Annotated in this window: 13 protein-coding genes; 7 read left to right on the forward strand and 6 right to left on the reverse strand. The window is 65.6% G+C overall.

Translation table 11 applies throughout. The features are described from left to right. Nucleotides 1-107: 107 nt before the first annotated feature. The 4 genes from map to HDC29_RS02335 all read right to left on the reverse strand — a co-directional run bounded on the left by map (nucleotide 108) and on the right by HDC29_RS02335 (nucleotide 4,289). Complete coding sequence (gene map / locus HDC29_RS02320) at nucleotides 108-947, reverse strand: type I methionyl aminopeptidase (RefSeq protein ID WP_179493990.1); 840 nt, start codon at nucleotides 945-947, stop codon at nucleotides 108-110. 76 nt (nucleotides 948-1,023) lie between these two features. Beyond that, the gene (gene clpA, locus HDC29_RS02325) at nucleotides 1,024-3,363 is read right to left on the reverse strand and encodes an ATP-dependent Clp protease ATP-binding subunit ClpA (protein WP_179493992.1); all 2,340 of its coding nucleotides are present in this window, start codon (nucleotides 3,361-3,363) and stop codon (nucleotides 1,024-1,026) included. A 383-nt stretch (nucleotides 3,364-3,746) separates the two neighbouring features. After that, complete coding sequence (locus tag HDC29_RS02330) at nucleotides 3,747-3,956, reverse strand: hypothetical protein (protein ID WP_179493994.1); 210 nt, start codon at nucleotides 3,954-3,956, stop codon at nucleotides 3,747-3,749. A 78-nt stretch (nucleotides 3,957-4,034) separates the two neighbouring features. Then, nucleotides 4,035-4,289: a hypothetical protein gene (locus HDC29_RS02335; RefSeq protein WP_179493996.1), complete on the reverse strand. Its 255-nt coding sequence runs from the start codon at nucleotides 4,287-4,289 to the stop codon at nucleotides 4,035-4,037. A 109-nt stretch (nucleotides 4,290-4,398) separates the two neighbouring features. Here HDC29_RS02335 and HDC29_RS02340 point away from each other — a divergent pair, with 109 nt between their 5' ends. Then, nucleotides 4,399-5,871 (forward strand): helicase HerA domain-containing protein, encoded by a 1,473-nt coding sequence (locus HDC29_RS02340; protein WP_179493998.1) that lies wholly within the window; start codon nucleotides 4,399-4,401, stop codon nucleotides 5,869-5,871. Nucleotides 5,872-5,919: 48 nt separating this feature from the next. Here the strand turns inward: HDC29_RS02340 and HDC29_RS02345 are convergent, their stop codons facing one another. Next, on the reverse strand, nucleotides 5,920-6,117 hold the full coding sequence (locus HDC29_RS02345; RefSeq protein ID WP_179494000.1) for a DUF1192 domain-containing protein: 198 nt from the start codon (nucleotides 6,115-6,117) through the stop codon (nucleotides 5,920-5,922). A 91-nt stretch (nucleotides 6,118-6,208) separates the two neighbouring features. Between HDC29_RS02345 and HDC29_RS02350 the strand changes: the two genes are divergently transcribed. Beyond that, on the forward strand, nucleotides 6,209-7,234 hold the full coding sequence (locus HDC29_RS02350; protein WP_179494002.1) for an NAD(P)H-quinone oxidoreductase: 1,026 nt from the start codon (nucleotides 6,209-6,211) through the stop codon (nucleotides 7,232-7,234). A gap of 71 nt (nucleotides 7,235-7,305) precedes the next feature. Further along, nucleotides 7,306-7,872 (forward strand): hypothetical protein, encoded by a 567-nt coding sequence (locus HDC29_RS02355; RefSeq protein WP_179494004.1) that lies wholly within the window; start codon nucleotides 7,306-7,308, stop codon nucleotides 7,870-7,872. Nucleotides 7,873-7,885: 13 nt separating this feature from the next. On the opposite strand, the gene HDC29_RS02360 is transcribed toward HDC29_RS02355, so the two are convergent. Continuing rightward, complete coding sequence (locus tag HDC29_RS02360) at nucleotides 7,886-8,617, reverse strand: FMN-dependent NADH-azoreductase (protein WP_179494007.1); 732 nt, start codon at nucleotides 8,615-8,617, stop codon at nucleotides 7,886-7,888. A gap of 105 nt (nucleotides 8,618-8,722) precedes the next feature. Between HDC29_RS02360 and HDC29_RS02365 the strand changes: the two genes are divergently transcribed. The 4 genes from HDC29_RS02365 (at nucleotide 8,723) to HDC29_RS02380 (ending at nucleotide 12,422) form a co-directional block, all read left to right on the forward strand. Then, nucleotides 8,723-9,643, forward strand: a complete 921-nt coding sequence (locus tag HDC29_RS02365) for a LysR substrate-binding domain-containing protein (RefSeq protein WP_257018004.1) — start codon at nucleotides 8,723-8,725, stop codon at nucleotides 9,641-9,643. A 104-nt stretch (nucleotides 9,644-9,747) separates the two neighbouring features. After that, complete coding sequence (locus tag HDC29_RS02370; RefSeq protein WP_179497153.1) at nucleotides 9,748-10,386, forward strand: DUF1013 domain-containing protein; 639 nt, start codon at nucleotides 9,748-9,750, stop codon at nucleotides 10,384-10,386. A 3-nt stretch (nucleotides 10,387-10,389) separates the two neighbouring features. Continuing rightward, entirely contained in the window at nucleotides 10,390-11,514 is a 1,125-nt protein-coding gene (locus tag HDC29_RS02375) for an MBL fold metallo-hydrolase (protein ID WP_179494010.1), read from the forward strand. A 146-nt stretch (nucleotides 11,515-11,660) separates the two neighbouring features. Next, entirely contained in the window at nucleotides 11,661-12,422 is a 762-nt protein-coding gene (locus HDC29_RS02380; protein WP_179494012.1) for a hypothetical protein, read from the forward strand. The last annotated feature ends 15 nt before the right edge of the window (nucleotides 12,423-12,437 follow it).

Genomic DNA, 12,437 nt, shown 5'->3' on the forward strand with positions numbered 1-12,437 from the left:
ATCGTCACCCCGGACTTGATCCGGGGTCCACGCGGGCCGGTACCGCGCTGGAAGTCATGGATCCCGGATCAAGTCCGGGATGGCGAAATGGGAATCACTAATACCGATCAGGCCCAAGGCGGGGCGTTCAGACCCGTCGGGCTCGCCGTGAAAATCTCGCAGCCGTCCTCGGTGATCCCGATGCTGTGCTCGAACTGCGCCGATAGCGAGCGATCGCGCGTCACCGCAGTCCAGCCGTCATTGAGCATCTTCACGGCATATTTGCCGGTGTTGATCATCGGCTCGATCGTGAAGAACATGCCGGGGCGAAGCTCGGGCCCGGTGCCGGGGCGGCCGGCGTGGACGACTTCGGGGGCGTCGTGGAACATCTGCCCCAGCCCGTGACCGCAGAAATCGCGGACGACCGAATAGCGGTGGCGCTCGGCATGGGTCTGGATCGCATGCGCGACGTCGCCCATGCGGTTGCCGGGCTTCGCCTGCTCGATCCCGAGCATCAGGCATTCGTAAGTCACTTCGACGAGCCGCTTCGCCTTGATCGGGACATCGCCGACCAGATACATGCGGCTGGTGTCGCCGTGCCAGCCGTCGACGATGCTGGTCACGTCGATGTTGACGATATCGCCCTCGCGCAGCGGCTTGTCGTCGGGGATGCCGTGGCAGACGACATGGTTGATGCTGGTGCAGCAGCTGTGCGTGAAGCCGCGATAGCCCAAAGTCGCGGGGATGCCGCCGCCGTCGAGCATCATCGTGCGGACGAGGTCGTCGATCGCGGCGGTGGTCACGCCCGGCTGGACGAAGGGGACGAGCGCGTCGAGGATTTCGGCCGACAGCCGCCCCGCCTTGCGCATACCGTCAAAGCCCGCCGCGTCGTGGAGCTTGATCGTGCCATCGCGCACGGGGGTGGGCGAGTCGGCGTCGGCGGTGGTTACGGAGACATAGTCGTACATGGGGATGATATAGGCGATGTGGCGCCGGATTGCGAGGGGAGTAAGCCCCTCCCGCAAGCGGGAGGGGCCGCAGGTGTTACTCCGCCGCCTTCTTCGCCTTGTCGGCCTTCGGTTTGCCCTTGCCGGCCTTGGGCGCGGCGGGGGTGATTTCGAAGGCGAGCGGATTGCCGACATGGGCGTCTTCGCCGGTCTTCATCTTCACCTTGACCTCGCCGCCATGGACGAGCTTGCCGAAGAGCAGTTCCTCGGCGAGCGGCTGCTTGATCTTTTCCTGGATCAAACGGCCCATCGGGCGCGCGCCATACAGCTTGTCATAGCCCTTGCCGGTCAGCCATTCGCGCGCCGCATCGTCGAGCTGGATATGGACGTTGCGGTCGGCAAGCTGCAGCTCGAGTTCGAGGATGAACTTGTCGACGACGCGCGCGACCACTTCGGGCGGCAGGTAGCCGAACGGGACGATCGCATCGAGGCGGTTGCGGAATTCGGGGGTGAACATGCGCTTCACCGCCTCTTCCTGCACATCCTCGCGCGTCGACTGGCCGAAGCCGATCGATTCGCGCGCCATGTCGCTGGCGCCCGCATTGGTCGTCATGATCAGGATGACGTTGCGGAAGTCGACCGTCTTGCCGTGATGATCGGTCAGGCGGCCGTTGTCCATCACCTGCAAGAGGATGTTGAACAGGTCGGGATGCGCCTTTTCGATCTCGTCGAGCAGCAGCACGCAATGCGGGTTCTGGTCGATCGCATCGGTGAGCAGGCCGCCCTGATCATAACCGACATAGCCCGGCGGCGCACCGATCAGGCGGCTGACCGAGTGGCGTTCCATATATTCGCTCATGTCGAAACGCTGGAGCGGGATGCCCATGATCGACGCGAGCTGCTTCGCAACCTCGGTCTTGCCGACGCCGGTCGGGCCGCTGAACAGATAGTTGCCGATCGGCTTTTCGGGATCGCGCAGGCCCGCGCGGCTCAGCTTGATCGCCGACGACAGCACCTCGATCGCGGTGTTCTGGCCAAAGACGACGCGCTTCAGGTCGGTTTCGAGGCTGGCGAGCGTCGCCTTGTCGTCGGTCGACACCGACTTGGGCGGGATGCGCGCCATCGTCGCGATCACGGCCTCGATCTCCTTGGCGGTGATCGTCTTCTTGCGCTTCGACGGGGCAACAAGCATCTGCATCGCGCCGACCTCGTCGATCACGTCGATCGCCTTGTCGGGCAATTTGCGATCATTGATATAGCGCGCCGACAGGTCGACCGCGGCATTGATCGCGTCGGGGGTGTAGCGCACCTGGTGATGCGCCTCGAACGCGCTGCGCAGCCCGGCGAGGATTTTCTTGGTGTCCTCCAGCGTCGGTTCGACCACGTCGATCTTCTGGAAGCGGCGCAGCAGCGCGCGGTCCTTTTCGAAATGGTTGCGGAACTCCTTGTACGTCGTCGAGCCGATGCAGCGGATCACCCCGCCCGACAGCGCGGGCTTGAGCAGGTTCGATGCGTCCATCGCACCGCCGCTCGTCGCGCCCGCACCGATGACGGTGTGGATTTCGTCGATGAACAGGATCGCGTGCGGCAGCCCTTCGAGCTCGGTCACGACCTGTTTCAGCCGTTCCTCGAAGTCGCCGCGATAGCGCGTTCCCGCGAGCAGCGCGCCCATGTCGAGCGAATAGATGACCGCAGGCAGCAGCACCTCGGGCACGTCGCCCTCGATGATCTTGCGCGCGAGGCCCTCGGCTATCGCGGTCTTGCCGACGCCGGGATCGCCGACATAGAGCGGGTTGTTCTTCGACCGGCGGCAGAGGATCTGGATCGTGCGATCGACCTCGGCATTGCGGCCGATCAGCGGGTCGACCTTGCCGATCTTCGCCTTTTCGTTGAGGTTGACGGTGAACTGATCGAGCGCGGTTTCCTTCTTGGATTTGCCGCCCTCCTTTTCCTTTGCCTCTTCCTTTTCCTCGGGCTCGGCCTGCGGCGAGGGCTTGCCGCCCTTGCCGACGCCGTGGCTGAGATAGGAAACCGCGTCGAGGCGCGTCAGATCCTGCTGCTGCAGGAAATAGACGGCATAGCTTTCGCGTTCGGAGAAGAGCGCGACGAGGACGTTGGCGCCCGTCACTTCATCCTTGCCCGACGACTGGACGTGCAGGATCGCGCGCTGGACGACGCGCTGGAAGCCCGACGTGGGCGACGGATCGCTGTGCCCCTCGACCTTCAGGCTGTCGAGTTCGGTGTCGAGATAATGGACGACCGCCGATTGCAGGTCGTCGAGCGCAACGCCGCAGGCGCGCATCACTTCGGCGGCATGATCGTCGTCGATCAGCGCGAAGAGCAGATGCTCGAGCGTCGCATATTCGTGATGGCGCTCGGAAGCGGCCTTCAACGCATTGTGTAGAGTCTTTTCGAGGCTTTCCGAAAAGGACGGCATGGTCTTCATCTCCTTGCGGGGACCAGGCCGGGGAGAGCGGCCCCCTTAGAAATGCAACGTGGCGATGCCGCCGCCCCACCGCAAGGGAAAAGCGGATGGCTTTGTGAAATTACGATGACGGAGTTGTGATGTGGTTAACGGGGCGTTGGCGAACGGGATCGCGCTCGCGCAATTTTATTCCGAAGTTGTCAAAGTTCATATTCCCCTCCGGTAAAATGATACCCGTGGCGGGTTCCGGCAAGGCGAGGTTGCATTTCGGAAAAGGATGGACGCCGGCATGATGGCAGCGAGGTTATGCTGGCAGGATAATGTAGGACAGCGATTTTTTGCCCGCGCTGAACAGCGGCTATGGGGTGGAGAGTGGACATAAGCCCCAGATACAATCAGCGACCCTTCGCATCGTCGAAGTTAACTGAAGGGCCGAGGGTCTTTTCACGGTGCTTAAGCAGCGCGCCAATTCCCCAGCAACTGATCATTGTGCCCGTCACCCAGAAAGCTGCCTGATCCAAATCATTTACAACTTCAAAATGAACCAAGCCCAGCGACAAGAACATTCCTGCCAGAAATAATTCCGCTCGCTCGAGAAAATTCATCTGCGACGCTCCACCAATGTTTCGCGAAGTATGTCAGATCGCGCATACGGCCGCAATTGGTCGAAAGCCGTCGTCATCTTACCCCGCTCGGTCGACCATATCCATGAAGTCGCGCGCTGTGTTTCGCTCCTCTTCATCCTTGAACGCGATATCGAGGTCGGGCGCGACGCCGAGCATGTACATCAGCGCCCACAGCGCGAAGCGGCGGCCGGGGTTGGTTTCGAGGCCGAAATCGACGCGCATGCGTTCGGTGCCCGCAGCATGCGCTTGGGGGTGGATCGCCGCGATGTCGGCGGTGCCGAAGTAGCGGCGGAGCAGGTCGTCGAAATCCATGCCACGCTTTCGGCCGGTTCGTGCCGCTTGGCAAGGTCGCGCGACAGAATCCGCCGACCCGAAACCCGCCCGGTTGTCTTTGCCCGAGCGCCCCGATAGGGCGGCGTCCGTGAAGACCAGCATCGACATCGGGACCGACACTGCGGGGCAGGGCGTGCGCATCGACGTGCAGGAACTGCTCGCGACGCGGCTGCTTGTCCAGGGCAATTCGGGGTCGGGCAAGTCGCATCTCCTCCGCCGTATCCTCGAGGAAAGCGCCGCGCTGGTGCAGCAGATCGTGATCGATCCCGAGGGCGATTTCGTCACCCTTGCCGATGCCTATACCCATGTCGTGATCAACGGCGGCGACTATAACGAGCGCGAGATCGCGGCGATGGGCGCGCGCATCCGCGAACATCGTGCGTCGATCATTCTCAGTCTGGAGTCGCTCGACATCGAGGCGCAGATGACCTGCGCCGCGGCGTTCCTCAATGCGCTGTTCGATGCGCCGCGCGAGCATTGGTTTCCCGCGCTGGTCGTGGTCGACGAGGCGCAGATGTTCGCGCCGAGCGTCGCGGGCGATGTGTCCGATACCGTGCGCCGCGCGAGCCTTGGCGCGATGACCAATTTGATGTGCCGGGGGCGTAAACGTGGTTTGGCCGGGGCGATCGCGACGCAGCGGTTGGCGAAGCTCGCCAAGAATGTCGCCGCCGAGGCGAGCAATTTCCTGATGGGGCGCACCTTCCTCGACATCGACATGGCGCGCGCCGCCGACCTGCTCGGCATGGAGCGGCGGCAGGCCGAGGCGATCCGCGACCTCGAACGCGGACATTTCCTGGGGCTCGGCCCCGCGATCTCCCGCCGGCCGATCGCGGTGCGGATCGGTGCGACGCAGACATCGACGCGCCTCGGCACGCACGGCCTGATGCCGCTGCCGCAAGCGGACGGCGACGATATGCGCTCGATGCTGTTCACCGAGCTGGAGGCGCCCGCGGCGCCGCGCGTCTTTGCGCCCGAACCCGAACCGGTGGCGGCGAGCGAGGTCCTGCAGCGGATCGCGGCGAGCGAAGGGCTGCACGAGGATGTCGATGCGCCGCCGGTGCTCGATATTCTCGAGGCGGTCGAGGAGGCCGAGCAGAGCGACGCGGTGGTGATCGCGACGCTCGAAGAGATGTTGTCCGACCCCGACTGCGCCTTTCAGCCCGAATCCTTCCTCTATCAGGATTTTTCGGTGCGCTGCCGGATGCAGAAGCTGAAGAAGGTGCCGCTCGACCTTGCCGCCTTTCGCCGCCGCTTCGCGCTTGCCAAGGGCGGGGTGTTCGATCCGTCCGAGCCGCGCTGGCGCGAGGCGCTGATCGTCGCCGACCGGCTGCCGCACGACATGTTCGCCCCCTTCCTCCAGATCGCGCGCGCCGCGATGGATGGCGAACCCTGCCCCGACGATGACGTCCTTGGCCGCGCCTATGGCAGCCGCTCGCCCGGACGCATCCGGCGGCTGGTCGAATATATGGAAAAGCAGGGGGTGATCGTCGTGCGCGCCGATTTCGGCGGGCGGCGCTCGATCGGTATTCCTGAGTTGGGGCTCAGCACCGAGGCGGAGTAAGACGATCCAGGGCAAATGGATAAGGGGAGCGTGCATCGGGCGTGCGCGCTAACCCTTTTTGAACAGCGCCTCCGCCGCGGCTTTCTGACTCGTCGCGGCGCTACGGTGCGCCTTCACACGTTCGATCTCGGCTTCGAGGATTTCGATGCGCTCGCCCAGTTCGTCGACCGACAGCGGGTCGAGCGGCTGTTTGATCAGCGCCGCCAGAACATCGTCGCGGCGGCGGGGAAGGTCGTCATCGTCCATGGCGTATCCTCCTGGTCCCTAACGTCAATATCGGCGCGCGACTGTTGACCCGTGTCGCCGCACTGTCAATAAGGCGGGGCAGGGGTGCGGAATGACGGACCAGTGGGGGAATGAAGTGACCAGCGTGCCAGCAGAAATGACCGCCATCGCCATCAGCGCGCCGGGCGGGCCCGAAGTCTTGCGACCGACGGTACGGCCCGTGCCGCAGCCGGGGCCGGGCGAGGTGTTGATCCGCGTTGCCGCGGCGGGGGTGAACCGCCCCGACGTATTGCAGCGGATGGGATTCTATCCGCCGCCGCCGGGTGCGTCGGACCTGCCGGGGCTGGAAATCGCGGGGACGATCGCCGCGGTCGGGCCGGGGGGCGATCCCGAGCTTTTGGGTCAGGCGGTGTGTGCGCTCGTCGCGGGTGGCGGCTATGCCGAATATTGCACCGCGCCGGTGGGCAGCTGCCTGCCCGTGCCGAAGGGTTTTTCGATGCAGGAGGCAGCCGCGCTGCCCGAAACCATCTTCACCGTCTGGCACAATCTGTTCGAGCGCGCCTATGTGCGCGAGGGCGAGACGGTGCTGGTCCACGGCGGCACGAGCGGGATCGGGACGACCGCGATCGGGCTTTGCAAATTGTTCGACATCAAGGTGATCGTGACCTGCGGCAGCGCGGAGAAATGCGCCGCCGCGACCGCGCTCGGCGCCGATCTCGCGGTGGATTATTCGAGCGAGGACTATGTCGAGGCGGTGAAGGCCTTCACCGCTGGCCGCGGCGTCGACGTCGTGCTCGACATGGTCGGCGGCGACTATGTGCCGCGCAACATCGAATGCCTCGCCGACGACGGCCGCCATGTGACGATCGCCTTTCAGCGCGGCGCGAAGGTCGAGATCGATATTTCGCAGGTGATGCGCCGCCGGCTGACGATGACCGGATCGACGCTGCGCGCGCGCAGCGCCGAGTTCAAGGCGCTGCTCGCCGACGAAATCCACTGCACGCTCTGGCCGCGCCTCTCCGAAGGCGGGTGGAAGCCCGCGATGGACCAGGCCTTCCCGCTCGCCGAGGCCGCCGCCGCGCATATGCGGATGCAGGCGGGCGCGCATGTGGGGAAGATCGTGCTCATGGTGGGATGAGCCGAGGGAACGGCTTGCCATTTTCGGCGGTTAGGGAATCGGGGGGCAATCAAAAAGGACGATCTCTCCCGATGAATATGCGTAACCTGTTCCTTCCCGCCACCGCGCTCGCGCTTGCCCTGGCGGCCTGTTCGCAGCCTGCCGAAAGCGATAAAAACGCCACCGCCTCCTATGACGGCGAGGTCGCGCCCGATGGCAAGACGGCCGAGACGGCCCCGCCCGCGATCAAGCCGACCGACGTGCCGACGCGCGGCGGCGACGGTTCACCGATCGAGCTCGCCGCGCTGACCGAGGCCGATGTCGGCGGCGCGAAGCTCAAGGGCGAGCTCGCGTGCAGCTTCGCCGCCGAAGAGGGCGCAGAGCCGATCCTGCTTGCGCAGGGCGACGTCGCGTCGCAGGAGCCGTCGCGCGGGATCGTGAAGGTCGGCGATACGATCGAGACGATTTCGGCCAATGGCGGGTTCGACGCGATGGCGAAGGGCACCAAATTCTTCGGCAAGGGACTTGAACTGCGCGTCGCGCTCGTCGGCCCGGCCGCGGGCGGGGGCGAATCGCCGCCGCGTCCCGCGACGCTGACCGCCGACCGTGCCGATGGCGCGCAGCGCGTCTTCGCCGGACTGTGGCAGTGCGGTCCATAGGAGCCGAGCGGAATCACCGCGCAGCGGAGAGCGGTCGGGCGGACAAGCGCTCGTCCCGCTCGCCGATTAACCGGTCCACCAGCGCGTCAACGGCGCTTTCCGCGGCGGCGATCGATCGAGCGAGGCGTTCGTCGGCGAATTCGTCAAACTCGATCGCGATCGAACTGGCGTCGCGAAGCCCGATGTAGGCGAGGGGCGCTTTCAGGCCTGCCTCGACGAAATTGACGTCCGCCTGACGCCCGCCGGGGTCATATCCGTAATCGCCGCGCGCGCCGAGGATGACCGCCCGTTTTCCCGAAGGAAGCATCGGCCAATAGGGTTCTCCCTCGCGTTTCCGGTCAAAACCGAAGGTGACGCCGACGCGTACGATATTGTCGAGCCAGGCCTTCAGCGGCGCGGGCATACCGAAATTATACATGGGCGCCCCGACGACGACGATATCCGCCGCCATCAGTTCGGCGACCAGCCGGTCGCTTTCGGCCAGCCGGGCGTGCTGTGCGTCGCTGCGCTTTTCGGGTGGGGCGAAGGCGGCGGCGATCCATTCGGCATCGACGTGCGACGGGGGGACGGCCCCGACGTCGCGGTAGACGATCCGATCCTGCGGCCGCGCATGCGACCATCGGCGCACGAAGCGCGCGCTGAGCCGCCGGCTGTGCGAGCCGTGCCGGTCCTGACCCGAAAGGCCCGGCCGGGCGCTGGAATCGATGTGGAGTATGCTAAGCGCCGAGGCTTGCGGGATGCTCATGGGATAATCCAGTTCATTTGTTTTGATGACTGGATGTAAATACTCCTCTATAAACTGAGGCGTCGAGCGCGAATATCTCAGCCAATGGATCGATTTTCCTCATCTATGACACGAAACCGGAAACTCCCACCCCTTGGCGCATTGCGCGCGTTCGAAGCTGCGGCGCGCCATCTCAGTTTTCGAAGGGCCGCGGACGAGCTGGCGGTGACGCCCACGGCGATCAGCCATCAGATACGGCTGCTGGAGGATGTGCTGGGCCTTGCGCTGTTCACTCGTCAGGTGCGGCAGGTCGCGCTGACCGAAGCGGGCGAGCGGCTCTATCCGATTTTGCGCGACGGCTTCGACATGTTCGACCGGGCGCTTGCCGATCTTGTGCCAGCGCCGCGGCGGGCGGCGGTGACATTGACCGCGACGATCCAGTTCACCGCGCGCAGGCTCCTGCCTGCGCTCGGCTCGTTTCGCGAACGCTTTCCCGATTTCGACCTGCGGCTGCATTCCTCCAACGAGCCGGTCGATCTGGCCGCGGGGCTGGCCGATGTGGCGGTTCGTTATGGCTCCGGTCCTTTTGACGGGCTGGTCGGCCGACCGCTTTTTTCCGAACGCTTCGGACCGCTTTGCAGCCCGAAGCTGGGCGTGTCCGGACCGCAAGACCTGATGCGCGCTACCTTGCTGCATGTCGAATGGCGCCAGCCCGCCAACGCGTCCGACTGGCGGCGATGGGCGCGGCTGGCCGGGATGGACGGGCTGGCCGTCGACGACGGGCCGCGTTTCAGTTCGGACGATCATGCCCTGCAGGCTGCGGTCGCGGGGCATGGCGTCGCAATCGGCAGCCTGATCCTTGCCCGGCCCGAGATCGAGGCGGGGCTGCTCGTCCACCCCTTCGGCCCGGTCATCGAAGGCGAGAGCTATCACATGCTCGCGACGCCGGCCAACATGGCCTGTGCCGACGTGCGGGCAGTTTGCGCCTGGCTCGTCGAATCGGTCGCAGGCTTCGCTGCCGACGAGCACCCCTTGCCCGCAACCTAAAACAGGTCTACATCAGCCGCCGAACGGCCGCCCTGCGAGGGGCGGCCCTTATTATTTCCGCTTGGAGACTTTCCGTCATGGCCAATGCCGACGCCACCCCCCTGATGCCGCACGCGACCGCCGCCTGGCTGGTCGACAACACCGGCCTGACCTTTGTCCAGATCGCCGAATATTGCGGCATCCACATCCTCGAGGTTCAGGCGATTGCCGACGAGACCGCCGCGACCAAATATACCGGCCGCGACCCCGTCCGCGCGCACGAACTGTCGATGGAAGAAATCGAGAAGGGTCAGAAGGACCCCAATTACAAGCTCAAGATGAGCAAGCAGGCGCAGGACACGATCCGCCGTACCCGCGGTCCGCGCTATACGCCCGTCAGCAAGCGGCAGGACAAGCCCGACGGCATCGCGTGGATCCTGAAGAATCATCCCGAAGTGTCCGACGGCGCGATCGGCAAGCTGATCGGCACGACGCGCAACACGATCGGCGCGATCCGCGACCGCAGCCACTGGAACAGCGCGAACATCGTGCCGAAGGACCCGGTGACGCTCGGCCTCTGTTCGCAGCGCGAACTCGATGCGCTCGTCGCCAAGGCGGCGAAGAAGGCCGGCATCAAGGCGCCCGAGGACAACCGGTTCGAGGGCGACCGCGAAGCGTTGCTCGAGGAACTGCGCGCCGAACGCACGGCCGCGAACGAAGCGCGCGCCGCCGAGGAAGCCAGCGAAGCCGATAGCGAAGCCTGAGGCATGGCGGGGGGCGACGAGGACCATATCCCGGCGGCCAGCGGCTCGCCGGATGCCTCGCTGACCCAGGACGACAGCTTCACCGCGACCAGCCACGCCGGCCTAACCTATCCGTGGGGCGAGGCGGCGCCCGGTGCAGGCGAGACGATCCGCATCGCGGACGGGATCAGCTGGGCGCGCATTCCGATGCCGGGGTCGCTTGGCCATATCAACAGCTGGCTTCTCGACGACCATGACGGGATCGCCGTCGTCGATACCGGCATCTGCCTGACGATGTGCTCCGACGCGTGGAAGGCGCTCTATGCCGGCGCGCTCAAGGATCGGCGCATCACGCGCGTCATCGGCACGCACCTGCATCCCGACCATATCGGCCTTGCCGGCTGGATCGCGAAGAAACAGGGCGTGAAACTGTGGATGACGCGCGGCGAGATGCTGACCGCGCGCGCGATCATTGCCGATTCGTCCGATACCGCGCCCGACGAGGTGCTGGCGCAGTCGCGCGCCGCGGGCTGGGACGAGGCCGCCGTCGAGGCGCAGCGGGCGCGGGGCTGGAACATGTTCCAGCGGATGATCTTTGCGCTGCCGCGCTCCTATGTGCGGATCACCGATGGCGAAACGCTCGACATGAGTGCCCACCGGTGGCGGGTCGTCACCGGATCGGGGCACAGCCCCGAACATGCCTGCCTGTGGAACGAGAAAGAGGGCGTGCTGGTGTCGGGCGATCAGGTGTTGCCGCGCATCAGTTCGAACGTCTCGGTCAACATCACCGAGCCAGACGCCGACCCGCTCGGCGAATGGCTCGCCTCGATCGACAAATTGCTCGCAACCGTGCCCGCCGACGTTATCACCTGCCCCGCGCACGGCGAGCCCTTCAAGGGACTGCACGTCCGCCTGATGGCGCTGCGCGACGAGCACCGGATGCGGCTCTACAACCTCGCCGAAGCGGCGGCGAAGGCGCCGATGCGCGTCGTCGACAGTTTCCCCCTGCTGTTCAACCGTCCGATCGGCGAGCATAATCAGGGGCTGGCGACCGGCGAGGCGTTCGCGCATCTGAAACGGCTGGAGGTCGAAGGCCGGGTGCGGCGCGAGGATCGCGACGGCGTGTGGTGGTATCACGGGGTCGCATGAGCTGTTGACCGGATATCAGCGATCGCATCGGGCCGCCGTTTTGTTTGCCGGATGACGCTCGCGCTTGTCAAAGGCCGGACGCCGCCCTATCCCCCGCGAGAACCAGCCCGGCGCCTTGTCGACCGGCGCGCACCGCTACCAAAAGATTGCTTCAGCTGAGCTCCGTTCCAGCCACTCCCTACGTCGAACAGCTCCGCATCGGGACGGGGTATCGCGCGCTCGCCATAAGCCTGGCCGTTCTGATCCCGGCCTTCCTGCTGTTCCTGCTGCTCTCCTTTGGCTTCGAAGAACCGCCCGACGTCCGGGAAGAAAGCATCAGCGTGGTGAGCATCGAGGCCACCGAGATTTCGGAAGACGCACCCGAACCGCAACCCGCGCCGGCCGAGGCGCGACCGGCGTCGCAGCAGCCCGCTATCGAGGAACCGGCGCCGGAGCCGGCGGAGCCGCAGCCCCAGCCGGTCGCCGAACCCAAGGTCACGCCGATAATTCCGACGCCGAGCGCGCCTGTACAGCCCGCGCCTCCCCGCGCTGCCGCGCGTCCGGTCTATGGGCCGCCCGATACGGGGGGCTCCTCCGCCTTTCGCGATACGGAGCGGGTGGGGACGGCTCCCAACGGCGAACCGCTCTATGCCGCGGCCTGGTATCGCGAGCCGAGAGATGACGAATTGCGCGGCTATCTGTCCACCGCGAGCGGGCCTGGCTGGGGGCTGATCGCCTGCCGCACGGCCCCCGATTTTCGCGTCGAGGACTGCGTCGGGCTCGACGAATATCCGAACGGATCGCAGATCACTCGCGCGGTGCTCGCCGCGGCGTGGGCGTTCAGGGTGCGGCCCCCGCGGCTTGGCGGACGACCCTTGGTCGGCGCCTGGGTCAGGATCCGGATCGATTATGGCAGGGGGCGGCGCTGAGCGGCGCAAGCGCCG

The organism is Sphingopyxis sp. JAI108, from assembly GCF_013410105.1.
In the GTDB taxonomy this organism is placed as follows: domain Bacteria; phylum Pseudomonadota; class Alphaproteobacteria; order Sphingomonadales; family Sphingomonadaceae; genus Sphingopyxis; species Sphingopyxis chilensis.